Consider the following 26,316-nt stretch of genomic DNA (forward strand, 5'->3'; position numbering starts at 1 on the left):
GAAGGCGTTTCTCAGCCCTCGGCCCGGTGGTCGAGCTCATCCTCGATGACGGCCTCGAGCTCGGCGGCGGACGGCAGCACGCCGCGGGCGTCCTCGGGCAGACCTTGGTAGTCCGCGACGGCGATCGGCACCCGGGTACCAGCCAGCGCGTACCGCACCGTCGGGCCAGTCTTGCCCGTGCACAGCAGAATCCCGATCGTCGAGGCGTGGATCTCGGGCCGGCGGAACTGATCGTCGACGATCGCGACGTACGTGCCGAGCTGGCCGACGTGCGCGGGCTCGAACTGACCGATCTTGAGCTCGACCACGACGTAGCGCAGCTGCTCGACGTGGAAGAACAACAGGTCGACGTAGAACTCGTCCACCCGGTCGCTCGCGTCGTCCGGCACGGTCAGGCGCACCTGGCGCCCGACGAACGCCATGCCCCGCCCGAGCTCGAGCATCGTGTCCTGCAGCCGGTCCATCAAGGCCTGCTCGACGTCCCGCTCGGCCACCCGTTCGACCATCGCCAGGTGCTCGAACACGTACGGGTCCTTGACCAGCTGCTGCGCCAGCTCAGAGTCCGGGGCCTCGAGCGCCTCGGTGAAGTTCGTCGGCGCAGCACCGACGGCGCGCCGCAGGTCGGCCTTGATCTGGTGCTCGAGCACCGCGCGAGACCAGCCGTACTCGGCCGCACGCGCGGCGTACCAGTCACGCTCCTCGCGGGTCGTGAGCCGATCGAGCAGGACGGTGACGTGCCCCCACGGCAATCGTCCAACGGGTTGTTGGACGAACTCGTCCTCGGTCCGCCACGCCTCCGCCGCTCGGCGCATGTAGAGCAGGTTCGACCGTGACCAGCCGCGCTGGTCGGGAAACTCGCGCTGCAGGTCCGCCGCCAACGACGTCACGACCTTGCTCCCCCAGCCCGCCGCACGCTGTCGGTCGAGGATGTCGCGCCCGACCGACCAGTACGGACGCAGCACCTCGGTGTTCGCCGCACGCGCTGCGCGGAACTGCGTCGCGCGCACCCGCGCCTTCAGCTCCGCCAGGAGCTCGGCGTACCCCGCAGGCTCCAGTTCGCTTCCAGACGCCGTCATCCGCACATCCTGCCGTAGCTATCCCACGAAGGAGCGACCTCACACCGTTGCTCGTCAGCCCAGCTGACACCGATCGCAAGCTCGCGCGCTGCACGGCTCCACGCCCATTCCGAAGCGTGAGCGGCGCCGCCCCGCAACACGGGCGAGGCTGTCGGACCTGACCGATACGATGACGCGCCACAGCGAGGCTCGAGGGGACGTGTCGATGGTCGTGGTTCAAGGATGACCCGTCAGACGGATGCCAGCGCCCGCAGCCGGCGCGAGACCGACAAGAACGAGATGGCTGCCGACATGGTCAGCGACACCGTGCTGACCAGTGCCAACGATGACCGGCTGGATCACGCGGCGATCGTGAAGGTCGCCGCCGACATGGTTCTCGCCACCGATGCGCCGGTCAACATCGCGCTATTTGGGTCGTGGGGTTCAGGCAAGTCCTCCTTCCTGTCCTCCCTGCGTGCCGCCCTCAAGCAACGAAGCCGCGGCGTCCGCGTCGTGCGGTACGACGCGTGGAAGTACGGCGGTCGGGCGCTCAAACTGAACTTCATCGAGTCGCTCGCGGACGACCTGGGCATCAAGGCCGAGGACTTCGGCACCGGCCTGCGTGTCGACCAAGAAACCAACCACGTCAGACTCTTGCGCTACCTGCGCACGAACTGGAAGACGCTGCTGCTCGGCCTGCTGGTGGCAGCAGTCATCGCCGCGCTCTGGTTCTTCGCCACCTCGTTCGCCGCGTTCCTAGTCAGCCGCGAACGAGGCTTTGGCACAGCGATGGACGTCACCGTCACCGGGCTCGGCTCCGTGCTCAGCTTGGCGCTCATTGCCCTGCTCGTCGGCCCCCGGATGCTGGACTCAGCGGTCGTCAAGGTCACCACGCCCGCTCCGCAAACCGACGACCAGTTCGCATCCCGGTTCAAGAAGCTCGTGGACAAGGCGACCGACAAGGGAAAGAAGAAACTGGTCGTGTTCGTCGACGAACTCGACCGGTGTAGCCCGAAAGACGTCGTCGCGACCCTCGTCGACCTGAAGACATTCCTCGAGGTGTCAGGCTGCGTGTTCGTCGTGGCAGCCGACCGCGAGGTGCTGGAGTCGGCGCTGCAGGAAGTCCCCCAGACCACCCCCATCCGCGAGAGCGACCCGTACTACTCCACACCCGGCGCGTTCCTCGACAAGATCTTCCAGCACCAGCTCGCCCTGCCACCGCTGCGTCCACAGACGCTCACCAAGTTCGCTCGCGACCTCGTGGATGGGCACGGAGGGATATGGGCTGAGCTGCGCGCCGCGCAGCCCGACGACAAGCTCTTTCTGGAGGTCGTCTACCTCCTCGTCCCCGTCCACGTTCGAAGCCCACGACGCGTAAAGGTCCTTCTGAATCACTACGCGACGACCGTCCGCACCGCGCAGTCCCGTGGCCTTGACTGGCTACCGCGTGCAAGCGAAATCGCGATGTACACCGTCCTCCAGGTCGAGTTCCCACGACTGGCCGCCGACCTGGCGACCGCTCCGATGCTCCTGACTCACCTGCGCGGAGCGCCTGTCCCCGCAGGGGCGGAGCGGCTGCAGCAGCTGGTGAAGGAGTACGCCCCCACTGGCAGCGGGGAGCCCGCCGGCCCGATGCTCAACTCGGAGCAAGAGAGCGACGAGAGCGCACGGGTGGCTAACCGCGTACTGAACACTCAACTGCGGTCCTACCTCGCCAAGGCAGCCGCTCAGGGCATCGACGACCCGCGCCCCGACCTGTTCTACATGCAGTCCGCAGGTTCCCAGCACGGGATTACCGACCCTGAGGTCGGGCACGTCATCGATATCGCAGCCGATCTCTCGCCAGACGAGGTTCTTGAGGCCCTCGACGGTCAGCCGGTGGAGGTACTCACCACCGCAGCGCACCTACTCGCCCAGCAGGCCGAGGATGAACTCGGCCCGGGTCGCGCGACGATCGTGGAGTCGCTGTGCCGTCTGCTGGAGGGCCTGGATCACGACGACCTCGGGCAGGTCGCCGAGCTGGTCGAACCGATCGTACGCGCTGTGACTAAGGAGGGAGCGCTACGCGAGGGGGCGATCCCCGGAGCATTCACGCTCGGTGTCGTTACTGGCCGGACCGACCTGGTGGACGAGCTAGTCGCCCGCTACTCCGCCGACGAGTTCGCCGAAAAGGGGCTACTGACGCGACTTGGCCCGGTCCTCGGCTCCGGAGACGAGCAGCAGGTCGAGACCGTGCGCCGCCTGCTCCTGCAGGCGTACCGGAACCACCCAGAGGCGATGCACGACCTACTGCGGACGCTGCCCCCGGACCGTGCGTGGAAGCTCTGGACTCTGAGCCGTGACCGGATAGACAAGCTGCTGACCGAGATGGCAGAGGAGGACACGGCCGCCCGACCAGCGACCACGAGCCGGACAGCTCCAGCGGACGAAGCGGACAAACCGGATGCTGCAGGACGCTGGCGCGATCTAATGGACGCCGTCATGGCGCGCTCCGACGACGCAGGCTCCCTCGTTTCCGGAGTGCTGATACTAGGCCAGTTGTGCGAAGCCACCTCTGTTCAGGCCGCCGTGCTCGAGCGAGAGGACGCCGCGATTGAGCGCGTCACCGACACCCGCAAGCGCACGGAGCACGCGCTAGTTGGAATGGCTCAAGCGCCCCTCGAGAACTGCGCGTGGTGGGCGAGCTTCGCGACGGCGGACACCGCCGACGAATCCCTCGCGAAGCGTGCCGCCGTACGGCTGATCGCCGACTTGCCGGGGGCTTCCAGGTCGGTTGCGTCGGCGATCGAGACAGCGGCCAGGACCGCGCTCGGGTACGCCGACGACGCTGGTGTCGAGGCGGCGGTGGACACTTTCGTCGACGCGGCAGCAGAGATCGAGTGGACCGCGGACGCCGACGAGAAGGAGCAGCGAACGGCCCTGTATGCGCTCGCGCAGGAGCTGTTCGACGGCAGTCAGGCCAAGCGGGTACGCGAGGCGCTTGTGAGCGACTTGGTCGCCGCGTTCGAGTCGTACTTTGCGCCCGAGACGGTCGCGGATGTGCTGGCACGTGTGCACCAACTGGACAAGGAAACGGCTGTTGGTGTTGACGCCGCCTTTGAGGAGCGCGAGACGACGCCAGCAGACCTCGTCGCTTCCGTGCGGATCCGGCTGGCCGCTCGGAGCGTCGCGAAGCTAGCGGCGTTGCCCCTCGACGTGATGCTCGAAGTTGTGCCGCTCGCCGATCCAAAGGACGGAGTCGTCTCCGACTGGGTCGGGCTACAACCGCCCGTTGCGGACTACATCCGTATTCGGCAGATCCGAAGTGCCAGGACGGACGTGCTAGCCACCTATGCCAAGCGACTCACGACCGAGGATCGCACGACCCTATGGCAGGCCATGGCTTCCGCCGACGTGAACTCCCTGACCATCGTCGGACAACACGGTGTGAGCGCGACCGCGTTCAGGACCATCATGGAGCTGCTACCGAGGTCAACCGCACAGGCCGAACGCACCAAGCTCGTTGAGCGAGCATTGGCAGCACGCCCCGCGGACACGGCGGCCGCCCGCGCCCTGGCGGACCTCGCCCTGGCGCTGCTGCACACGAACGTACGTGGTGACGGACCGCTCGCCGCCAAGGTCGCACTGCAGCTTGGCGACAGCGCCCACGGCCGCGTGATGAAGCTCCGTGCCGCGTTCGACGCCGAGACCTCTCTGGCGAACCACAAACTTTCGCAGAAGCAGATGGCACAACTGCACGACATGAGACTGCTATCGACGAAGAAGGGCGCCGTCTCCCGCGCCGTCGACTCCGTCCTCCGACGGAGGAAGAAGGGCTGAGCGAAGTAGTGCAGCGCAGCTGGTCCAAGCACCAGGTCCGCTTCACCGTCAACGACCACCGTCGCACGTCCGACCGCTACGCCCTCGTCGGCGCGCCCCACCCCTCATCGTCGCCAACTACACCTACGCCGGCCTGCCCCCGACGAGCAGGTCGCACTCCCCCGCCCCGACGAGCTCACGCGATCCCGGAGGCCCGAGTCGGCGTTGGATCACAAACCAGACGTAACAGAGGTTATCGGCGAGAGATGCGTGCGAGTTGCATCTGACGCAAGAGCTCGCACCTCGCGGCGAAGCCCGCGTCTGTGCAGGGCAGGACTGCCGTCGCTCCGTCGTGACGGTCGCAAGGATCTCCCGGCTCTTGCCGTGTTGCCGCAGATCACCGCAGGTTTCGTGCATCTGATGCACGTAACCTCGGGAGGCGTCCCATGGTGCGCGTCGCGCGATGGAACACTCCGGTGGTGAGCTCACTGGCAGAAGCTCTGCAGACCACAGCGCTGCGGGTTCCGTGGTGGCGTGCGCTGCTCGGCTCGATCGTTGCCCTCGGCGGCACCGTCGCACTGTTCATCCCGATAGTGATCACCTTCGCCGTCGCGACCGACTTCAAGAACGGCAACTGTCGCGAGTCGGGGCCTATCCCTGACATGTGCCGCCACACAGCGGCTCAGGGGTATGCAGAGTCGATCGTGATGCTGGTCGCACCGACCGTCGTCGGGCTTCTTATCGCGCGCCCAAGGCACGTGGGCAAAATCGTGGCCGTCATTCTCGCTGTCGCCCTCGTCATCTACCTGCTGCTGACGTTCACCGGCGAGACGATCCCACCACCACCGGTCGAGCCAACCTGCGGCGCGTAGCCGTCGTCGTGGTGCTCGAGGCTACGACGGCGGTGCGGCGGCTCGCTGTGCCGCGTGCTGTTCGGCGAGAAAGGTAAACTCGCTCGAACGGCCAATCTTGTCGAAGACCGCCGCGGGTGCTCCGGCACGACGCAGCAGCAGCAGCACGGTGAGCCAGTACATCTCGCGGGTGAGCTGCACGGAGCTAGACGACGTCTCGAGCACTCCTACGTTGTGGTGTGCGAGGTCGTTGCGCCGCTGCTTCGCGTGCTCGGTCCATCCGGCATCATCGCCACCAATGAGCGTGAGGAACGGTTCGCCCACTTCGTGAATTGCAGCGGTGATGCGGGGACCGAAGTTGCCGGGCTTCTTCTTCCCATGGCGCGTGAGTGAGTCGAGCGCGGCCATGAGATTGGTTGCCCTGTCCTCGAGGAACATCGACGGTTGGTACTTGGTGGCGGTGATGCGTCGCAGTTCGGACTGGAAGGTCGTGGCGGTCTTGAGCCATGCCGCGAGGCCGTCCGTCCCAAGATCGGCGAGGGTGAAGAGCATCTCGGTGGAGTGAAGGTACGTGTCTGTGGTGGCTCGGTTGTTCCACCGGACGAAGTAGTCGGCGGGCGGGCCGCCGGTGTCAGGATGGGTCAGCTGGAAGTGGTGCTTCGCGGCGGTCGTACCCGTCGCAATCGTGACGAGGTCCTGCACGTCGTTCACCCGCGCGACGAAATCCGGTAGCGGCCGCAGCTCCTCACCATCGAAACTCACCTGAACGCGGGCCTGTTGGGTGATCGTCATGACGTTGGGGATCTGTGGACTTGCCGACATCCGATGCAGAAGTCTCACAGACCCACCGTCGAACGGAACCTCCAGCGTTGGCACCGTGCTCGCTGTGACGGTAACGAACGGTGTGGGCGAATCGTTGGCGCCTGGCGCGACCCGGTGGTGCTCGACGGTGATGCCGTTGATGCCGCTCCAGGCCGTGAGCTGCGTGAGGGAGACGGTGGCGGAGGTGAACTCGAACGCCTCGTCGGCCTCGAACTCGATCCCACGGAGAACTGCGTTGACATGGACTGTCTCGGCGGCGTCGCCGAGTCCCAGGGAGCCGCGCAATCGGGTTCGGAAGCAGTCCTCGAGCGTGTAGGACTCATTGTCGGCGCGGCCAACGATGCGCGGGTACGTACCGGCGTGCTGGAGCGACTGACTGGTCACGTGCCCGACGCGGGTGCCGTCGGGTTGTGTGTCGTCCCAGACGACCTCCGCGTTAGGACGCAGGGCGTCATTGAGTTGCAGGCGCGCTCCGTCTTCCTCGGTGAAGGTCAGGACACCGTTGACCTTGTGGTCGGGTGTCTCAGGTAGCCACCACTTGCCCAGAACCTCGATGGGCTCGTCTCTTATCCCACCAGATGGACTCATTCCTGGCTGCTCCCTGCGTCGGCAGGAGCAGTAGTCGACGAGCGGCGCGCAGGGCGCGGGCTGATGCGTTCCACTTCGGAGCCTTCCGGGCGAGACCAGACGTCTCGAGCAACCGTATCCGCAATAGGTCCACCGCTCCCGGTCCGTGCGGGCTGCATGGGATGCACGAGCTCGCGTCTCGCGGCGAGGCCGACGATCGCGCCGGTCAGGCAATGCCCGCTGCCGTTGGCAACGGGTGAAAGGAGCGCAGCGTCGAGCCGCTCCTTCCTGCTGCCGCGTGGCCTTCCTCGCATGAGTGACGAGGGCGACACCGTCGACGATCAGCAAGTTGCAGATTGGATGCTCCCGCTGCCGGTCCGGGAGGGGTGGGCTCCCGTCGATGAGTGGCTCAAGCCGCGCACGACGTTCAACGAGCATGGTCGTCGGTTGCTGCGGGACTGGCTGGAACTGTTCTACCCCACGCGAACCCAGATGACTCGCGGGGTTGAGCGTCGCCGGATGTCGAGCAGTTACTTTGAAGCCGCTCAATCCATCTGGCGCGTCGCGGTCCTCGACACGGACGAGAACGGTCGTGGCTGCTACGGCCTCCGCCGGGAGGTATCACCGACCGCCGACTCTGCGGCGCATCTGGCTGCTTCAGGGCCACGACGGCGGGCTGGAGAACACCTGCGGCTGGCCTGGGCCAAGCTCTACGGCCTCCACCCGGATCCAAGCGGGGCCTACTGGCACGCGGTGAAGGCGATCGAAGCAGCGGGTAAGAGCACGCTCGCTCCCGATGACGACGACGCGACTCTCGGGAAGCTGATGGGCAACCTTCGTACGGGCCGCTCGAACTTCCGCGTCCGACTCGACGGTGACGAGCACAACGACTCCCGCGACACGCTCCATCACCTGATGGGAATGGTGTGGCGCAGCGAGTTCGACCGTCACGGGACCGATGACCCAGAGGTTCCTCTCGGAGTGAGCGGCGCCGACGCGGAACCGGCGACCTTCGCCGCTATCACCCTGGTTCTGTACTTCCAGGCCGGCCATATATGGCGGGTGAAGGCCGATAGCAATAGCGCATGAGCGCGCGGGACCGCGGGACCGCCCGCATGGAGCCCGGGACTCGCATCTCACGAGCACGCACCTCTACCAGCCCGCAGACCTGGGATGATGGTCCGATCCGACGGGACCGACGAGGGGCAAGATGGCGATTAACTGGAGCGTGCTTGCCTTCTGGCGACGCTGGAAGAAGCAACCGAGCCCGGCGCCTGGTGTTGCCTCTCCGCAGGTCAGGCTCGACACGGTCTTCACTCCCAGCCGGCCCGCCAACCAGGCCTACGTCAAGCGCGAAGGACCGGAGCAAGACCTCCGAACAGCGCTCAAGACGCCCGGCACCCAGATCGTGGTCTACGGAGAATCGGGCGCCGGCAAGTCGTCCCTCGCGCACCGGGTGATGGCAGACCTCGGCCGGAGGCGCATCGTGACGAGCTGTGACGCCGTCACCTCATACGAAGATGTGCTGACCTCGGCGTTCCACCAGATCGGGGCCAACGCGACGACAGGCGTGCGGCAGACCGACGAAGCAACAGTGGGGGCCAAAGGCTCGGTCGGAGCCCCCGGAGTGGCCGGGGCCGAGTCGCATGCGTCTTGGACCGTCAACAACGAGAAGTCGTACTCCCCGGTGGTGGAAGCCCCGCGGACCGCTGAGCACCTCGCGCGCCGCCTCGGCGCGGCGGGCGTCTCGTGGATCATCGATGACTTCCACAAGGTGAGCGACAAAACCAAGGAGAGCCTGGCCCACGCTCTAAAGGTGTTCTCGGACATGAGCCAGGAGTTTCCGAAGACGACCATCGTCGTACTCGGCGCGGCAAACACCCCTGCCGAAGTCTGGGGAAGCCCGGCGAACCTCCCCGGGAGGCTCGTTTCCATCGAAGTCCCCCCGCTGACGCCCGAGGAGCTGGGCGCAATCCTCGACACTGGCTCCGAGCTCCTGAACGTGGACTTCTCCAAGGTCCGTACCGAGATCATCCGACACTCCGTCGGTCTCGCCAGCGTCACCCACGCCCTAGCTTTCATGTCGTGCCAGGAACTCGGCATCGAAGAGCCCGCGGCCGAAAGCGTCCAGGTAACCCCGGCGGCTCTGGAAGCAGCTAAGCGCTCCTACGGACGGACCCGCGCCCCCCAGGTGCGCGAGGCGTTCGAGAAGGCGCTGGCGGTCGTCCAGCGAAAGCGCAAGTTCGACAACTACGCGCTGATCCTCAGCGCCCTGGCTAGTTTCGGGGAATCTGGCGCGACGCACAACGAGCTTTATCTGAAGATCCGAGAGACCGAGCCGGACTACCCATCAGGTAATCTCACGACATACCTTGTGCGCCTTCAGGGGGATGACCGAGGCGCGGTCATTCGGAAGACGCTCGGGGGGCAATACAGGTTCTCAACGCCCCTCATGCATACGCATGCGCGCATGCTGTTCGACATCAATGCTGTCGATACCTTCTGGACCGAGGTCGATCCCACGCCTTCCGAGAAGCAGAAGGCAGCCAATGCCCTCGCTGGCCTGGGCGAAGAGCCCAATCCAGACCCGCGGCAGCAGGGCGGGAGCTGATCTCGGGGGCCCGCCTCACCTACGCCGCGTCTACCGTTCGGTGCCGCGCGATTCAGGGTTCCGGCCGCTGCGCCGCCCCCTCCGCGGTGGAACAGGAAAGCTCGCGCCCGCAGTCCGGGAACCTCCGCAGCCCGGCGCTCGATCAGTCCGCCACCGTGTCGGACTCGATCCGACTCCGTGACCCGCGGCCGGTCACCCGCCGGCGTCCAGTAGCGGCGGAAGCTAACGACGTTGGTGCACTCGTGCGCCAGGCGCTCAGCCGACTCTTGGGAGATCGCGCGGGTTCCCTCCTCCGGGTACACGCTGCGTGCGTAGTCCTCGGGGACCCAGCGGCCGCCGTGGCGGTACTCGGGGTCTCCCTGGAGCGCCAGGGTGTAGTCGTCGCGCCAGCGTTGGGCGATCCTGGCGGCCGCGACGTCGTAGGGCACCTCGACGACGTCGACGAGGTAGCCGGCGCGCTCGAGCTGATGCCCGGGCTCGACGGCGCGTCCGGTGGACAGGACCGAGTCGATGACGACGTTGGCGCCGGCGCGGATCGCTTCCTCGTGCACGACCTTGGCCAGCGCGGAGGACTCTTTGTGCACGAGGGCGGCGAAGTCGAGCGGGAAGAGCCGCTCCTCCCTGGGCCTCGAGCTCGCGCACCGAGGCCGGCTTGATGAAGTTCCCGTAGGACCCGTCGGCGGCGGCCGCGTCCAGGAGCTGAATCTTGATCTCGTCTGGATCGACTTCAAGCCACTTGCGCTGGCTCTCGCTACCGGGCTCACCGATCAGCCCTCCCAGGATCCGCGACTTGCCGGCCCCGGGCGGCACGGCGAGGACGATCGCGCACTTGTCGTGCGCGACCTCGTTCTCCATCGTGGCACGGAAGCCGAGGAGGAGCGCGTGCAGCTCCTCGCGCATCGGGGTCGGCATCCCGGGGGCGAAGAACCAGGCCGGGTTCGCGATGGTGGCGTGCGGACTCTCGCGTGACAGCGGGGCGCCGGTTACCGGTGGATCGCCCGCAGCCCGGCGAGGTCGCACGCCGCGCAGTCCGCGCTCGCGCCGGGGTTGCGCAGCACGCGGAGCCGGGGCGACGCGTCGCAGCCCCGGCACCCACCGGGTCAGGCGGGCGGCGCCACCGCGTCGACGAACCAGGACGTGAGGGTCGTCGGGTGGGTGATCGCGGTGCCCACGCACACGGCGAACGCGCCGTGCGCCATCGCCTCGGCGGCCTGGGCGGGGGTGTGCACGCGACCCTCGACGACGACCGGGAGGGTGCAGGCGGCGACCATCTCGTCGACCAGCGCGAGGTCGGGGCCGTCGGTCCGGGGCCGCTCGCCGGTGTACCCGGAGAGGGTCGTGCCGAGCAGGTCGACGCCCGCGTCCTGCGCGGCGAGCGCGTCGTCGAGCGACCCGCAGTCCGCCATGACGAGCGCGTCGGTCGTCTCGCGCAGGCGCGCGACGGTCTCGGCGAGCGTGAGCCCGTCGGGGCGCGGCCGGCGCGTGCCGTCGAGCGCGACGACGTGCGCGCCCGCGTCCGCGACCGCGACGGCGTGCCGCAGGGTCGGGGTGATGAAGACCCCGCCGTCGCCGTCCTTCCACAGCCCGACGACGGGCACGTCGACCGCCGCGACGACGGCCGCGACGTCGTCCAGGCCCTGCACGCGGACGGCGGCCGCTCCCCCGGCGACGACGGCGCGCGCCATCTGCGCCGTCGTGCGCGGGTCGCGCAGGGGCTCGCCGGGGTAAGCCTGGCAGGACACCGTGAGGCGTCCGCGCATCGCGTCGAGGACGCGCTCGCGCGTCCAGGGCGTCCGGTCGTGCTGCTCCGCGCTCATCGCGCTCCTCCGTCGGTCGTGCGGTCGTCGAGCAGGTTCCACGCGCCGCGCGCCGCGCCGACGACCGCCGCGACGTTCCCGAGCGCGGCGGGCCGCAGGGGGAGGTCGGCGAGCACGTCGACGACCTCCGCGCGCAGCGCGTCCTCGAGCGCGGACCACCACAGGTCGCCCGCGCCGGCCATGCCGCCGCCCACGACGACCACCTCCGGGTCGAGCACGGTGACGACCCCGGCGACGGCGCGGCCCACGGCGCGGGCGGCGTCGCGCACGACCGAGGCCGCGAGCTCGTCGCCCGCGTCGGCCCGGGCGACGACGTCGCGCGTGTCGGGGCTGGTCGCGTCCCCGCCGAGCGCGAGGTAGCGGCGGTGGACGGCCGGGCCCGCCCCGATGGCCTCCAGGTGGCCGGTGCGTCCGCACGGGCAGCGCAGCAGCTCGGCGCCGGGGACGGGCACGTGCCCCAGCTCGCCCGCGACGTGGTGCGCGCCGCGCAGGGGACGCCCGTCGAGCACGACGGCACCCCCCACCCCGGTCCCGACGGCGACGAGCAGCGCGCTGCGCGCGCCCGCGGCGGCACCGCGCCACACCTCGCCGGCGGCGTGCGCGTCGACGTCGTTCTCGACGAACACGGGCAGGTCGGCGTCCGCCGCCAGGTCGGCGAGCCGGCGGCGCAGGCCGCCCGCGACGTCGGTCCCGGGCCAGCCGGGCAGGGTGTCGGTCGCGGACACGATCACGCCGCGACCGACGTCCACCACCCCGGCCGTGCCGACCCCGAGCGCGCGCAGGCGCGCCGCGCCCGGCAGCGCGGCGACGACCTCGCCCACGACCCCGGCGACGGCGTCGAGCACCGCGTCGGGGCCGCCGGCGGCCGGGGTCGGCACGGCGAGCACGGGACCGAGGGTCCCGTCGGCCGCGACGGTCGCCGCGGCCGTCTTGGTGCCGCCGAGGTCGACGCCGACGACGACCGTCGGCGCGGCGGCGTCCGGGGAGGCGTCAGCCACGCAGGAGCCCCGCGGCGCGCGTGATCTCCTCGACGCGCGCGGCGACGTCGTCCGCGAGCGGCTCGACGGGGAACGCGAGGGTCTCGGTCGCGATGAGCCCCTGGCGCTGCGCGGCCACCTTGAACGCCCCGACGCCCGCGGCGTCGCCCGAGCGGCCGCGTGCCTGGAACACGATCTCGAACAGCGCGGCGATACGGTCCTGCTCCACCCGGGCATCGTCCCACTTCCCGGCCTGGGCGAGGTCCCACAGGCGCACGTAGCCGCCCGCGTCGACGTTCGCGAGGCCCGGCACGACGCCGTCGGCGCCGAGCAGCAGCATCCCGTCGACCACGACCTCGTGCCCCGTGAAGAGCGCGAGGGGCGAGCCGGCCGCCGCGTTGGCGGCGACGAGGCGGCGGAACCCGACGTCGTCGCCCGACGAGTCCTTGACGCCCGCGAGGACGCCCTCGGTACCGAGCCGGACGAGGAGGTCCGCGGGCAGCTTCGTCCGCACGCGCACCGGGATGTCGTACGCGAACAGCGGCACGTCGACGGCGGCCGCGACGGCGCGCAGGTGGCGCTCGATCTCGTCGAGGTCGTTGAGCGCGTAGACGGGGGCCGTGGCGACGACCGCGTCCACCCCGCCCGCCACGAGCGCCTTCGCCTGCTCGACGACGCGCGCCGTCGTCAGGTCGATGGCGCCGCCCATGACGGGCACGCGACCGGCGGCAGCGCGCACGACAGTTCGCACGACGACGTCGCGCTGCGCGTCGGTGAGATAGGCGACCTCGCCGGTCGACCCGAGCACGAACAGGCCGTGCACGCCCTCGGTGACGAGGTGGTCCACGAGACGCTCGAGGGACGCGACGTCGACCTCGCCCTCGGTCGTGAGCGGGGTGAGGACGGGCGGGACGATCCCGCGGAAGGGGGTGGTCACGAGGAGCTCCGGTTCTGGGTTCAGCGGTGTGGTGGTCGGGGTGGTGCCCGGCGTCGGGCGGGGCGCGGCGGCGCTCACAGGAGCGCGGGCGCCGCGCCGAGCAGGGTGCGGGTGTAGTCGTCCTGGGGGTCGTCGAGCACGCGCGCGGCGGGGCCGGACTCGACGATGCGGCCGCCCTGCATGACGACGATCTCGTCGGAGACGTGGCGCACCGTCTGGATGTCGTGCGAGATGAAGACCATCCCCAGGTCGAGCTCGGCCTTGAGGTCGGCGAGCAGGTTGAGGATCTGGGCCCGCACGGACACGTCGAGCGCGGACGTGGGCTCGTCGGCGACGATCACGTCCGGCGCGAGCGCGAGGGCGCGCGCGATGGCGACGCGCTGGCGCTGCCCGCCGGAGAGCTGGCCGGGCAGCGCGTCGAGCGCCGACTCGGGCAGCCCGACGAGGTGCACGAGCTCGCGGACGCGCGCCTCGCGCGACGCGGCGTCGCCGACGCGGTGCACGTCGAGCGGGTCCCGCAGGGCGTCCCGCACGCGCATGCGGGCGTTGAGCGCGGTGGCCGGGTCCTGGAAGACGACGGACACGACCCGCCCGACGTCGCGCCGCACGCGCGTCGTGTACTTGTCGACCGGCTGCCCGCGGAAGCGGATCTCGCCGGACGTCGGCGCCTGCAGCCCGACGAGCACCTTCGCCATGGTCGACTTGCCCGAGCCGGACTCGCCGACGATCCCGAGCGTGCTGCCGCGGCGGACCGCGACGCTGACGTCGTTCACCGCGTGCACCCGGTTGGCCTTGAAGAGCGTGCCCGTGCGGGCCTTGAAGACGACGTGCACGCCGCGCAGCTCGACGACGGGGGTGTCGTGGTCGGTCACGGACCCCCGCTCCGCGGCGGTCGGGGTCTGGTCGGTGGCGCTCATCGCGTCCCTCCGGTGGTGATCGGGGCGGGGCCACCGCCCGCGACGGCGCCGAGCGGCTCGTCCGGCGGCATCGCGACGAGGTGCTGCCCGTCCGCGTCCACGGCGCGCAGCACGGGCCGCACGTCGAGGCCGCGGTCGGGGCGCGACGAGCGCGGCGCGAACCGGTCGCCCGTCGGGAAGTCACGCGGCGACGGGACGGTGCCGGGGATCTGGTGCAGGCGCGTGGAGCGCTGCTCGATCGAGAGCACCGCGCCGAGCAGGCCCTGCGTGTACTCGTGGCGGGGGTCGGTGAGCAGCTCGCTCGTCGGCGCCTGCTCGACGACCTGGCCCGCGTACATGACCGTGATGCGGTGCGCGATCTGCGCGACGAGCGCGAGGTCGTGGCTGACGAACACCATCGCGAAGCCGAGCTTGACGCGCAGCTCGTCGAGCAGCGCGACGACCTGGGCCTGGACGGTGACGTCGAGCGCCGTCGTCGGCTCGTCCGCGATGACCAGCTTCGGGTCGCGCGTGAGGGCCATGGCGATGAGCACGCGCTGGCGCTGCCCGCCGGAGAGCTCGTGCGGGTAGCTCTTGAGCGTGCGCTCCGGGTCGAGGCCCACGAGCTCGAGGAGCTCCTCGGCCGTGCGGGTCCCGCCGCGGCGCGTGAGCTGCTTCATCTGCGCACGGACGAGCATCGACGGGTTGAGCGAGCTCAGCGCGTCCTGGTAGATCATCGCGATCTCGGTGCCGCGCAGCGCCGCGCGCTCGCGGTTGCCCATCGCGAGCAGGTCCTTGCCGCCGTACCGGATCTCGCCGCTGATCTGCGCGGAGGGGTCCAGCAGGCCCATGACGGCGAGCGACGTGATCGACTTGCCGCAGCCGGACTCGCCGACCAGCGCCATCGTCTCGCCGGGGCGGACCGAGAACGACACGTCGTCCACGACCGCGACGTCCCCGTGGCGCGGGAAGCGGATGGACAGGTTGCGCACCTCGAGCAGGGGCTCGGCGTCGCCGTCGTACACCGGCCGGTCCGTGCGGGCCGCCTCGGCGGCGCGCAGCGTGGCGAGGCGCGAGGCGAGGGGCACGGCCCGCCCGACGTGCGCGACCTGCGGCTCGACGTCCGGCACGACCGGCTCGGACTCGGCGAGGCGTGCCTCGTCCGCCGTCTCGACCGGCTCGTCGGCGTCCATCGCGGTGAGCTCCGCGGCGACGGCCGCGTCGTCGGAGTCGGTCGCGACGGCCTTCGCCGGGGTGGCGCGCGTCGCCCGCGGGGCGGCGACCATCGCGTCCGTCATGCCCTCGGAGAGGATGTTGAGGCACAGGACGGTGAGCATGATGGCCAGGCCCGGGAAGAACGTCGCCCACCAGTAGCCGCCCATGACGAGGTCGCGGCCGGCGGCGATGATGTTGCCCCACGAGGGCTCCGGGTCGGGGACGCCGGCCTGGATGAAGGACAGCGACGCCTCGAAGACGATCGCGTCGGCCACGAGCACGGTGGTGAACACCAGCACGGGCGCCGCGCAGTTGCGGGCGACGTGCTTCGCGAGGATCCAGGCCGTGCGCGCGCCCATGACGCGGGTCGCGGCGACGTAGTCCTCGCCGTACTGGTCGAGGATGTTGGCGCGCACGACGCGCGTGAGCTGCGGCGTGTAGAGGAACGCGATCGTCAGCACGAGCACGGGCAGCGACCGGCCGAAGACGGACACGAACACGGCGGCCAGCGCGATGCCGGGGAACGACATGATGATGTCGAGCACGCGCATGAGGGTCTCGGAGACGCTCTTGCGGGCCGTCGCGGCGACGGCGCCGAGCACGGCGGCCGCGGCGAGCGCGATCGCCGTGGACCCGAGGCCGATGACGAGCGAGTACCGCGCGCCGTAGACGACGCGGGAGAAGATGTCGCGGCCCTGGCGGTCGGTGCCGAACCAGTTCTCCGCGCTCGGGGGCTGGACGGGCGTGCCGGTGGCGAGCGGGTCGTGGCTCGCGACGAGCGGCGCGAAGACGGCCGCGAGCGCCACGAGGAGCACGAACGCGAGGGAGATCTTGGACCCGAGGGGCAGCGCGCGCAGGCGCAGCCCGGGGGTCGAGAGTCGTTCGGTGAGCTGTCGGCGCACGTCACACCGTCCTGATCCGCGGGTTGACGAGCACGTAGAGCATGTCGACCACGATGTTGATGAGCACGAAGGCGAGCGCCACGGTGAGGGTCACGCCCTGCACGAGGTTGGGCTCGTTGTTGGTGACGCCGTTGAGGATGAGCGTGCCCATGCCGGGCAGCGCGAAGATGATCTCGATGACGACGGCGCCGCCGATGAGGTAGCCGACGCGCAGGCCGAGGACCGTGATCGGGGTGATGAGCGCGTTGCGCAGCACGTTGCGCCCCACGACGACGTGGCGCGGGATGCCCGCGCCGATCGCGGTACGGACGTAGTCCTTGTCGAGCTCCTCGACGACGGACGTGCGCACGACGCGCGTGAGCTGGCCGACGACGGGGATCGCGAGCGCGAGCGCGGGCAGCGTCATGCGCGCGAGGTAGCCGCCGAGGTCCTCGGACGGGTCGGGCAGGGGGCCGCTCGCGGGCAGCCACCCGGCGCTCAGCGTGACGACCTGGATGAGCAGCACCGCGAGCCAGAACGACGGCGTCGCGAGGGACGCGACGGACACGACGCGGATCGCCTTGTCGGGCCAGCGGTCGCGGTAGAGCGCGGCGAGGATGCCCATGACGAGCGCGGCCACGACGGCGATGACGAGGCCCATGAGCGTGAGCTGCAGGGTGATCGGCAGGGCGCGCGCGACCTCGTCGGCCACGGGCACCTGGCGGGCGCTGAACGTGCCGAGGTCCCCGTGCAGGAGGCCGCCGAGGAACGCGACGTACCGGACGAGGAGCGGGTCGTTGAGCCCGTTGGCCTCGCGGTACGCCTCGCGCGCCTCGACCGAGGCGCCCTCGCCGAGGGCCTGGATCGCGGGGTCGACCTGCGAGAACGACATCACGAGGAACACGAGGAACGTGATGCCGAGGATCATGATCGGCAGCTGCAGGAGGCGGCGTCCGACGAGTCGCAGCAGCGCGCTCATGGTCGACCTCCTGGTGCGTCGGGGGTGCGGTGCATGGTCTGTCCGTTCTGGGTGCCGGGCGGGTACCGGGCCCCTCGCCGGGGCGGGCGAGGGGCCCGGGGTCGGTCGGCGCCGAGGGCTACGCGCCCGCGGCTACTTGACGAGGCCGGCGTCGAGGAACGACAGGCCCGTGATGGGCAGCGGCTTGAAGCCGGAGAGCGTGTCGCCGTCCCACGCGGTCGGCAGCTTGCGGTGCAGCAGCGGGTAGAGCGGCACCTCGGTGGAGATCAGGTCGAACGCCTGGTTCCACAGCTCCTGCTGCTCGTCGCCCGACGTGCGGACGGCGGCGTCGAGGATGCCCTGGAGCTCGGCGAACTTCGGGTCGTCGTTCCAGCGGTAGCGCGACTGCGACCACACGTTGTCGCCGTACCACCAGCGCATGAGCAGGTCGGGGTCGTTGCCGAAGACGGACGGGTCGCCGGGCGCCACCATGACCTGCAGGTCGCCGTTGTCGACCTTGGTGTACTGGCCGCCGGACTGGCCGATGTCGAGCGTCGTGTCGACGCCGATCGCGTCGAGGTTCTCCTTGATGAGCGGCGCGATGTCCGCGACCCAGCCGGTGTCGGTGGTGAGGAGCGTGATGGACAGGTCGCTCACGCCGGCCTCGGCGAGCAGCGACTTCGCCTTCTCCGGGTCGTACGAGTAGACGGTCGACGCCTCGTGGTAGTTCGGGTGGCTCTGCGGCAGGAAGCTCGTGGCCGCGGCACCGTTGCCGAGGAGCCCGTTGTCGATGATCTTGTCCATGTCGAGCGCGTAGAAGAACGCCTGGCGCACGCGGACGTCGTCGAACGGGGGCAGGTCGGTGTTGAACATCATGAAGAGCGTGCCGAACGACTGGACCGACTCGACGTCCACGGCGCCCTCGAGCGTCGGGACGTCGATGTAGGGGACGTCCTCGATCGCGCTGACCGTGCCGGAGCTCATCGCGGTGACGCGCGCCGCGGGGTCGGACAGCAGGTTCCACACGAGACCGGCGGCCAGCGCGGGACGACGGCCGTTGTAGTCGTCGAAGCGCTCGAACGTGATCTTGTCGTCGGGCGTCGCCTGGGTCATCTTGAACGGGCCGGTGCCGACGGGCAGGGCGTTGAACGCCTCGTAGTCGGACTCGACGAGCGCCTTGGGGACGACCTTGACGACCGAGAGACGCTCGGGGACGAGGCTGAACGGGTACTTGAGGTTGATCGAGACCGTGTCGTCGTCGACGGGGGTGACGGACTCGATGAAGTCGATGAAGCCGGCGTAGAGCGACTCGCTCGCCGGGTCGAGCACGCGCTCGAAGCTGAAGACGACGTCGTCGACGGTGACGGGCGTGCCGTCGTGGAAGACCGCGCCCTCGCGGATGTCCACCTCGTAGTGGGTGTCGTCGACCTGCGCCGGGAGGTCGGTGCCGAGCGCCGCGTAGACCTCGCGCGTCGCGGGGTCGAGCTCGGTGAGTCCCTCGAACACGTGCCAGTTCGCGGCTACTGTCACGGCACCGGTGGTGATCATCGGGTCGAACCCACCGGAGAGGGAGTACGAGATGCCCGCCTCGATCACGGCGTCCTGGTCGATCTCGCCCTGGGCGGCGGTGCCCTCGGTCGGGTCGTCCTGCGCGGCGTCGCCACCCGAGCAAGCCGCGAGGCCGAGCGCGAGCACGACGCCCGCGGCGACCGCAGCGACTCCCCGGCGACGGGGAGGTGAGCTGACGTGAAGCTTCATTGGTTCTCCTGACATGAGACCGACACTCTTCCGGAGAGAAGATGTCTGATGTCTGACGTTGTGTAGCATGACACTAGGACCAGAAACCGAAGGGGTCAAGATGGCGACACCACGGCGGAGGAGCTTCGCGACGCTCGACGCCTCCAGAGCCGGCAGCACCGGTGCGACCGCACCGCGGCGGACCACCACCGCCGACCGGATCAAGGACTTCATCCTCGGCGAGGGGCTGCGGCCCGGGGACCCGCTCCCCACCGAGGCCGAGCTGTGCGAGCACCTCGGCGTCTCCCGGTCGAGCGTGCGCGAGGCGATCCGCACCCTGTCGACCCTCGACATCGTCGAGGTCCGCCACGGGCACGGCACGTTCGTCGGCAGCATGTCGCTCGACGCGCTCGTCGAGGCGCTCGTCTTCCGCGGCGTCCTCTCCCCCGGCGACGACCTGCGGGCGCTGCGCGACGTCGTCGAGGTGCGCCAGTCCCTCGACCTCGCCATGGCGGAGCGCATCGTCGCGAGCCTCACCGGGACCTCGAACCCCGAGCTGCACGCCCTCGTCGACGAGATGGTCGCCGCGGCGTCGCAGGGCCAGTCGTTCCCCACCCAGGACCGGGCGTTCCACACCGGCCTGCTCGCGCGGCTCGACAACTCGCTCGTCGGGCAGCTCGTCGCCGCGTTCTGGGACGTGCACACCGCCGTGATCCCCAAGCTCGGGCTCTCCGTCGCCGCCGACCTCGACCAGACCGCCCGCGCGCACGGCGCGATGCTCGACGCCGCCGAGGCCGGCGACGTCGACGCGTTCCGGGCCGCCGTCGCCTCGCACTACCAGCCGATCGACCGGGCCCTCGGGGTGACGACCGCGTGAGACCCCAGCACCTCCCCACGGCCGGGCGACCGTCGAGCCGCCGCCCCGTCGGGATCGCCGTCGTGGGCATCGGGGCGTTCGCGCGCGAGCACCTCACCGCGCTCGCGGCGCTCGACGGCGCGGACGTGCGCTGGGTCGTCGGGCACGACCTGGAGCGCACCCGCGCGCTCGCGGCGCTCGTCCCCGGCGCGCGGGCGACCACCGCGCTCGACGAGGCGCTCGCGGACGACGCCGTGCACGCCGTGGACGTCGTCACCGCGACGCCCACGCACGCGCGCGACACGATCGCCGCGGGCGAGGCCGGCAAGCACGTCCAGGTCGAGAAGCCGGCGGCGCTGTCGCTGCCCGAGCTCGACGCGATGGTCGCGGCGACCGAGGGCCGGGGCACGACGCTCGTCGTCGGGCAGACCGTGCGCTTCCAGCCCGCCGTGACGGCGCTCGCCGCCGCGGCCCGCCGGGGCGAGATCGGCACCCCGCGGCTCGCGCACATCTCCTGGTACACGGGACACGCGTGGCCCGCCGGGTGGCGCGGCTGGCAGCTCGACCCGGAGCTCTCGGGCGGGCACCCCGTGCACAACGGCACCCACATCATGGACGCCGCGACGTGGCTGCTCGACGACGAGCCGGTCGAGGTCTTCGCGCGCGGCTTCCGCACGTTCTCGCCCGACATGGAGTCGCCCGACTCGTTCCACGTGCAGCTCCGCACGGCGTCGGGCGCGCTCGCGACGCTCGAGCTCTGCTACGCGCTGCGCCGCCGCGGCGAGCTCGTGCGCCGGGTCGTGCTCGTGGGGACCGAGGGGACGCTCGCGCACTCGACCACCGAGGAGGACGGCCTGCACTCCGACGCCACGACCGCCCCACCCGTCTCCGTCGAGGGCGCGCTGGGGATCCAGCTCGCGCACTGGCTCGACGTGGTGCGCGGCGACGCGGCGCCCGTCGTCACGACGCCGCAGGTGCGGGCCGCGCTCGCGACCGCGCTCGCCGCGCAGCGCTCGCTCGTCTCCGGGCGGCGCGAGCGCGTCGCCGACGTCCCCGGCTACGCGACCACGGGGGTGGCCGCATGAGCACGACCCTGCGCGTCGCGTTCGCGTCGGCCGTGCGCCACGCGGCCGACTACCTGCGGATCCTCGGCGCCGACGACCGCGTCGAGCTCGTCGGCGTCGTCGAGGAGGCGGACGCGCCCGGCTGGGTGCGCGACGACTCGCGCGCCGTCGCCGAGCGTGCCGGGGTGCCCTACGCCGAGGTCGCCGACGTGGCCGCGGTCGCGGAGGGCCTGGGCAGCACGGTCGACCTCGTCGTCGTGTGCGCCGAGCCGACCCGGCACGCGCGCCTGGCGGCGGCGCTGCTGGAGGCGGGCCTCGACGTGCTCGTCGACAAGCCCGTCGCGACGACCCTCGCCGACGCCGACCACCTCGTCGCCGTCGCCGCCCGCACGGGGCGGACGTGCGCCGTCGTGAACCGCACGCACGCGCCCGCGCTGCGCCGTCTGCGCGCGTGGGTCGACGCCGGCCACGTGGGCCTGCCGCGCCACCTGGACCTCGAGTTCCTCGCGTCCGGCGCCCACTTCGCGACGTCGGTCGAGCGCCCGGGCCTCGTCGTCGACCGCACGCTCTCCGGGGGCGGCGAGCTGCTGAACTTCCTCGGCTACTGCGCCGACGCGGCGCACCACCTCACCGGGCTGCGCACCGTCGAGGTGCACGCCTTCGCGGGGTCGCTGTTCCTGGAGCCGCACCGCGAGGCCGGGGTGGAGGACACGGCGGTCGTCACGCTGGAGTTGGAGCGCGGCGTGACCGCGACGATCACCCTCGGGCGCGTCCCGTTCGCACCCGGCGGGACGCCCACCACGTCGTCGGTGCGGCTGCTCGGGTCGCACGGCCACGCCGTCGCGGACGACGACGCCCCGGCCGTCGCGCGGTTCGGCGCGGACGGTCGGACGACGATCGCCGCCGACGCCGGCCAGGTCGCCGCGGCGGCGTACCTGCGGCACGTGGTCGGGGCGGTGCTGGCCGGCGGACGGCCGGACTACGGGATCGAGGAGGCGCGCGCGTCGCTCGCCGTGATCGACGCGGCGTACCGCTCGGTCGAGACGGGCGACGTGGTCGCGGTGGAGCACCGGACGGTGCCCGAGGAGGCGAGGGTCTGATGGAGGTCGTGATCGCTCCGGCGGAGCGGTTGGCGGTGCTGGCTGCGGATGCCGTGGAGGCGGTGGTGCGGTCGGGTCCGGGGGCGGTGCTGGGGTTGGCGACGGGGTCGTCGCCGTTGAAGGTGTACGACGAGCTGGTGCGGCGTCATGTGCAGGAGGGGTTGTCGTTCGCGGGGGTGCGGGCGTTCATGCTGGACGAGTACGTGGGGTTGCCGGTCGATCATCCGCAGCGGTACCGCAACGTGATCGAGACCGAGATCGCCTCGCGTGTGGACTTCGCTCCGGGTGCGGTGCAGGGTCCGGACGGCAACGCGGAGGACCTGGTGGCGGCGTGCGCGGCGTACGAGGAGTCGATCGTGGGGGCGGGGGGTGTGGACCTGCAGATCCTGGGGATCGGGACGGACGGGCACATCGCGTTCAACGAGCCGGGGTCGTCGTTGGCGTCGCGGACGCGGATCAAGACGTTGACGGCGCAGACGCGCGAGGACAACGCGCGGTTCTTCGGTGACGACGTGGAGCGGGTGCCGCGGCACTGTCTGACGCAGGGTCTGGCGACGATCATGTCGGCGCGGCACCTGGTGCTGCTGGCCACGGGCAAGGGCAAGGCGGAGGCGGTGCACCAGCTCGTGGAGGGCCCGATCAGCGCGATGTGGCCCGCGACGATCATGCAGATGCACCCGCACGCCACGGTCCTGGTCGACGACGCGGCGGCCTCGCGCCTGCAGCTGGGCGACTACTACCGCCAGACGTACGCGTCCAAGCCCGACTGGCAGGGCCTCTAGCCCGCCGCACGGGCGGCTCGACGACGCCCGGACTTCACCCGCTCGAGAACTGGACGCCTGTCCAGTTGGGTGTCTAGGTTGAGGCCCAGCCGATGCCCGCACCACAGCCCCCTGCAGGTGCGGGCATCGGCGACGACGGCGGTGCCGCCTCATCGTGTCCGACACGCCCGTGCCCCTGCTGCTCCGGTCCCGCTGGTCCGCGGGGGTACGGCGGCGCCCGTGGACGACGACCGCCGAGACCCGACCGACCACGACCCGACGGGAACCACCATGAGCACCTCGACCGGGCGCCGCGCCGCCGGGCGGGCCACCGCCGCCGCCGCCCTCGCTGCCACCGCCGCGCTCCTCGCGGGGCCGGCCCACGCGGCGGAGGGCGACACCTACGTGCCGACCGAGCCCTCGATGCGACTGACGACCCTCGCGCCCGTGTGCGAGAGCGACGCCGCGTACCTCGACTACGCGATCGAGGTGGAGGGCACGGACCACGACACCGCGACGGTCACGTGGATCAACCCCGACGGCGAGAGCGTCGTGCAGAGCGGACTCCCGCTCTCGGGCCGCCTCCTGTGGCCCGGCGCGGTCGTCGACGACTCCGGCCGCGGGGTCGACTGGCCCGGCTGGCGCCTCGAGGACGGCCAATGGGTCGAGGGCGACGAGTACGACTGGGTGCGCCCCTCCGTCGACGTCCGCTTCGAGGTCAACCCCCACGTCGTCGTGACGACCGTCTACCCGCCGGCGTCCCCCGACTGCGCGACGAACCCGCCCGGGCTGGGCGACCCGGCCGGCGTCGTCCCGGTCTCGAGCACGGTCAGCGCCTCCGCGGCGAACCCGGGCCTCGCGGAGACCGGCGTGAGCGCGGCGCTGTACGCCGGGATCGCCGCGGTGCTCGCCGCCGCGGGCACCGCCGTCGTGATCGCGTCCCGCCGGACCCGCCGCGGCTGAGCCGCCGGAGAGCTCCGACCCCACCGACGCCCGTCGGCCGCGCACCCCGCGCGGCCGGCGGGCGTCGTGCTGTCCGCGCGCCGCCCTTGACCCTGCCGACCCGCCGGGCTACCTTCCTGACGTCAGACATCTGACATCATCTGTTCAAGCGTTCTCGGCAGCGTCGCCGCGTTCCCCCGCGACCGTCCGCCCGCGCCGAGCACCGACCGGAAGGAACGGCATGATCGGACACCTCCGCAGACCCGCGCACCGCGCGGTGCCCCTCGCCGCGGCGCTCGCGCTCGCGGTGGGCGGCGTCGTCGCCCCCGTCACGACGGCGTCGGCCCACCACACGACCCTCGCCCCCGACTTCGACCTCGCGCCCGCCACCGGCGGACCGGGTTCGTACACCGAGCAGCAGCTCGCGACGAACGGCCAGGGCGGCTTCCCCAACTACCGCATCCCCGCGCTCACCGTGGCGCCCAACGGCGACGTCCTCGCCTCGTACGACGGCCGCCCCACCGCGGCCGACTCCCCCGGGCCGAACTCGATCCTCCAGCGCCGCTCCACCGACGACGGCGTCACGTGGGGGCCGCAGGAGGTCGTCGCCGCGGGGAAGACCACCGCGCCGATCGAGGGCTACTCCGACCCGAGCTACGTCGTCGACCGGGAGACGGGGACGATCTTCAACTTCCACGTGAAGTCCTACGACCAGGGCTTCGGCGGCTCCCGGCCGGGCGTCGACCCGACCGCGCGCGACGTCATCCACGCCAACGTCTCCGCCTCCACCGACGACGGCCGCACGTGGACCCACCGCACCATCACCGCCGACGTCACCGCGGACCTCGGGTGGCGCTCGCGCTTCGCCGCGTCGGGCCAGGGCATCCAGCTCCGCTACGGCCCCCACGCGGGCCGGCTCGTGCAGCAGTACACGATCATCAACGGCTCCGGCCAGTTCCAGGCCGTGTCCGTCTACTCCGACGACCACGGCGCGACCTGGCAGGTCGGGCAGCCCGTCGGCACGGGCATGGACGAGAACAAGACCGTCGCGCTCTCGGACGGGCGCGTCATGCTCAACTCGCGCGACTCCGCCGGGTCGATGTACCGCAAGGTCGCGTACTCGACCGACGGCGGCGTGACGTACGGGCCGGTCACCATCGACACCGAGCTGCCCGACCCGACCAACAACGCGTCGATCGTGCGCGCGTACCCGAACGCGCCGCAGGGGTCGGCCGAGGCGAAGGTGCTCCTCTTCTCGAACGCCGCGTCGCAGACCGGGCGCGTCAACGGCACCGTCCGCGTCAGCTACGACGACGGCGAGACGTGGCCCGTCGCTCGCGTCTTCCAGCCGGGCGGCATGGCGTACTCGACGCTGGCCACGCTCGCGGACGGGACCGTCGGCCTGCTCTACGAGCCCGGCGGTGGCGGGGGCGGCATCCGGTTCGCCAAGCTCGACCACGACTGGCTCCTCGCGGCCCCGAGCAGCACGCCGGGCGAGGTCGAGGTCACCGCGGCGAGCGTCACGAGCGCGACCCCGGCCGGCGGCTGGAAGGTCGGCGACGTCGTCACCTACTCGTTCACGGTGACCAACCTGTCCGACGCCGTGACGACCGTCTCGCCGACGGGGAACCTCGAGCGGTTCGACCCCGCGCAGGGCGCGCCGAACTGCCGCTACCGCAACCTCGGGGCGCGCGCGGCGTACACGTGCACGTCCGCCCGGCACACGATCACGCAGGCCGACCTCGACGCGGGCTTCTTCGCCCCGCGCACCACGTGGACGTCGACGTCCGGCACGACCGTCACCACCGTGGAGCACGAGGGTCCCGGCGTGTACTTCGGCGCGCCCGGGAACATCAGCGTGCGCGGGACGCACGCGAACCCGCAGCAGTCGTACGCCGTGGGCGACCGCCTGAGCTTCACGTTCGACGTGCGCAACCTCTCGACGGCCGCGACCCAGGTCGTGCCGACGGGCAACCTCGCCGGGCTCGACCCCGCGAACGCCGCGCAGAACTGCCGGTACCGGAACCTCCCGGCCGAGGGGTCGTACACGTGCACGTTCGCGCACCACGTCGTCACGCAGGCCGACCTCGACCGCGGGTCGTTCACGCCCGCCACGACGTGGACCTCGACCTCCGGGTCGAGCGTGACGGTCGTCGAGCTCGACGGTCCGACGGTCGAGCTCGCCGCCGCCCCTGCCGCGCTCGCCGTCCAGGCGACCAGCCGCTGCCTCGCCGGCGGCGCGTACGTCGCGGTCACGGCGCGCAACACCGGCGACGAGCCCGCCGACGTCACGCTGCGCACGCCGTACGGCGAGCGCACGGTGGCGGGCGTCCAGCCGGGCCGGGCGGCGTACCAGTCGTTCGCGGTCCGCGCGGCGTCGGTCGACGCCGGGAGTGCGAGCGCCGGGACGGCCACGGCGGCCGTGGACGCCGACTACGCGGCGACCGACTGCTCCTGACACCGGGAGCGCC

19 protein-coding genes and 1 pseudogene are annotated in these 26,316 nt (G+C 71.1%); 10 read left to right on the forward strand and 10 right to left on the reverse strand.

Features of this window, described 5'->3' with window-relative positions:
* Positions 1 to 11: 11 nt before the first annotated feature.
* Complete coding sequence (locus B8281_RS03170) at positions 12 to 1,076, reverse strand: YhcG family protein (RefSeq protein WP_085386886.1); 1,065 nt, start codon at positions 1,074 to 1,076, stop codon at positions 12 to 14.
* A 222-nt stretch (positions 1,077 to 1,298) separates the two neighbouring features.
* Here B8281_RS03170 and B8281_RS03175 point away from each other — a divergent pair, with 222 nt between their 5' ends.
* Both B8281_RS03175 and B8281_RS03180 read left to right on the forward strand, forming a co-directional pair.
* On the forward strand, positions 1,299 to 4,874 hold the full coding sequence (locus B8281_RS03175; RefSeq protein ID WP_085386887.1) for a P-loop NTPase fold protein: 3,576 nt from the start codon (positions 1,299 to 1,301) through the stop codon (positions 4,872 to 4,874).
* A gap of 458 nt (positions 4,875 to 5,332) precedes the next feature.
* Entirely contained in the window at positions 5,333 to 5,725 is a 393-nt protein-coding gene (locus tag B8281_RS03180; RefSeq protein ID WP_157446541.1) for a hypothetical protein, read from the forward strand.
* A 21-nt stretch (positions 5,726 to 5,746) separates the two neighbouring features.
* On the opposite strand, the gene B8281_RS03185 is transcribed toward B8281_RS03180, so the two are convergent.
* Complete coding sequence (locus B8281_RS03185) at positions 5,747 to 7,114, reverse strand: hypothetical protein (RefSeq protein ID WP_157446542.1); 1,368 nt, start codon at positions 7,112 to 7,114, stop codon at positions 5,747 to 5,749.
* 291 nt (positions 7,115 to 7,405) lie between these two features.
* Between B8281_RS03185 and B8281_RS03190 the strand changes: the two genes are divergently transcribed.
* The gene (locus tag B8281_RS03190; RefSeq protein ID WP_085386890.1) at positions 7,406 to 8,182 is read left to right on the forward strand and encodes a hypothetical protein; all 777 of its coding nucleotides are present in this window, start codon (positions 7,406 to 7,408) and stop codon (positions 8,180 to 8,182) included.
* Positions 8,183 to 8,303: 121 nt separating this feature from the next.
* Positions 8,304 to 9,704 (forward strand): ATP-binding protein, encoded by a 1,401-nt coding sequence (locus tag B8281_RS19090; protein WP_157446543.1) that lies wholly within the window; start codon positions 8,304 to 8,306, stop codon positions 9,702 to 9,704.
* A 356-nt stretch (positions 9,705 to 10,060) separates the two neighbouring features.
* On the opposite strand, the pseudogene B8281_RS20070 reads toward B8281_RS19090, so the two are convergent.
* The 8 genes and pseudogenes from B8281_RS20070 to B8281_RS03235 form a co-directional block, all read right to left on the reverse strand.
* A pseudogene (locus B8281_RS20070) lies at positions 10,061 to 10,468 on the reverse strand (zeta toxin family protein); the annotation flags it as partial.
* Between the two features lie 336 nt (positions 10,469 to 10,804).
* Complete coding sequence (locus B8281_RS03205; RefSeq protein ID WP_074804515.1) at positions 10,805 to 11,521, reverse strand: N-acetylmannosamine-6-phosphate 2-epimerase; 717 nt, start codon at positions 11,519 to 11,521, stop codon at positions 10,805 to 10,807.
* Positions 11,518 to 12,519, reverse strand: a complete 1,002-nt coding sequence (locus B8281_RS03210; RefSeq protein ID WP_085386893.1) for an ROK family protein — start codon at positions 12,517 to 12,519, stop codon at positions 11,518 to 11,520. Before B8281_RS03210 ends, B8281_RS03205 begins: the two co-directional genes overlap by 4 nt.
* Positions 12,512 to 13,435, reverse strand: a complete 924-nt coding sequence (locus tag B8281_RS03215; RefSeq protein ID WP_085386894.1) for a dihydrodipicolinate synthase family protein — start codon at positions 13,433 to 13,435, stop codon at positions 12,512 to 12,514. The genes B8281_RS03210 and B8281_RS03215 overlap by 8 nt, the downstream gene beginning before the upstream one ends.
* Positions 13,436 to 13,509: 74 nt before the next feature.
* Positions 13,510 to 14,352: an ABC transporter ATP-binding protein gene (locus B8281_RS03220; protein WP_085386895.1), complete on the reverse strand. Its 843-nt coding sequence runs from the start codon at positions 14,350 to 14,352 to the stop codon at positions 13,510 to 13,512.
* Entirely contained in the window at positions 14,349 to 16,448 is a 2,100-nt protein-coding gene (locus B8281_RS03225; protein WP_085386896.1) for a dipeptide/oligopeptide/nickel ABC transporter permease/ATP-binding protein, read from the reverse strand. The genes B8281_RS03220 and B8281_RS03225 overlap by 4 nt, the downstream gene beginning before the upstream one ends.
* A 1-nt stretch (position 16,449) precedes the next feature.
* On the reverse strand, positions 16,450 to 17,406 hold the full coding sequence (locus B8281_RS03230) for an ABC transporter permease (RefSeq protein ID WP_021481963.1): 957 nt from the start codon (positions 17,404 to 17,406) through the stop codon (positions 16,450 to 16,452).
* A gap of 132 nt (positions 17,407 to 17,538) precedes the next feature.
* Positions 17,539 to 19,143 carry an ABC transporter substrate-binding protein gene (locus B8281_RS03235; RefSeq protein ID WP_157446544.1) on the reverse strand — a complete coding sequence of 535 codons (1,605 nt, stop codon included), beginning with the start codon at positions 19,141 to 19,143 and terminating at the stop codon, positions 17,539 to 17,541.
* A gap of 100 nt (positions 19,144 to 19,243) precedes the next feature.
* Between B8281_RS03235 and B8281_RS03240 the strand changes: the two genes are divergently transcribed.
* The 6 genes from B8281_RS03240 to B8281_RS03265 all read left to right on the forward strand — a co-directional run bounded on the left by B8281_RS03240 (position 19,244) and on the right by B8281_RS03265 (position 26,303).
* On the forward strand, positions 19,244 to 19,999 hold the full coding sequence (locus tag B8281_RS03240; protein WP_021481961.1) for a FadR/GntR family transcriptional regulator: 756 nt from the start codon (positions 19,244 to 19,246) through the stop codon (positions 19,997 to 19,999).
* A complete protein-coding gene (locus B8281_RS03245; protein ID WP_085386898.1) occupies positions 19,996 to 21,063 on the forward strand; it encodes a Gfo/Idh/MocA family protein in 1,068 nt (355 codons plus the stop codon). The genes B8281_RS03240 and B8281_RS03245 overlap by 4 nt, the downstream gene beginning before the upstream one ends.
* On the forward strand, positions 21,060 to 22,142 hold the full coding sequence (locus B8281_RS03250; protein ID WP_085386899.1) for a Gfo/Idh/MocA family protein: 1,083 nt from the start codon (positions 21,060 to 21,062) through the stop codon (positions 22,140 to 22,142). The genes B8281_RS03245 and B8281_RS03250 overlap by 4 nt, the downstream gene beginning before the upstream one ends.
* Complete coding sequence (gene nagB / locus B8281_RS03255; RefSeq protein ID WP_085386900.1) at positions 22,142 to 22,924, forward strand: glucosamine-6-phosphate deaminase; 783 nt, start codon at positions 22,142 to 22,144, stop codon at positions 22,922 to 22,924. Before B8281_RS03250 ends, nagB begins: the two co-directional genes overlap by 1 nt.
* Before the next feature lie 270 nt (positions 22,925 to 23,194).
* Complete coding sequence (locus B8281_RS19095) at positions 23,195 to 23,866, forward strand: hypothetical protein (protein WP_043653576.1); 672 nt, start codon at positions 23,195 to 23,197, stop codon at positions 23,864 to 23,866.
* A gap of 220 nt (positions 23,867 to 24,086) precedes the next feature.
* The gene (locus B8281_RS03265; protein WP_085386901.1) at positions 24,087 to 26,303 is read left to right on the forward strand and encodes an exo-alpha-sialidase; all 2,217 of its coding nucleotides are present in this window, start codon (positions 24,087 to 24,089) and stop codon (positions 26,301 to 26,303) included.
* Positions 26,304 to 26,316 lie beyond the last annotated feature (13 nt).

Source organism: Cellulosimicrobium sp. TH-20 (genome assembly GCF_002105775.1).
Classification (GTDB): Bacteria; Actinomycetota; Actinomycetes; order Actinomycetales; family Cellulomonadaceae; genus Cellulosimicrobium; species Cellulosimicrobium funkei.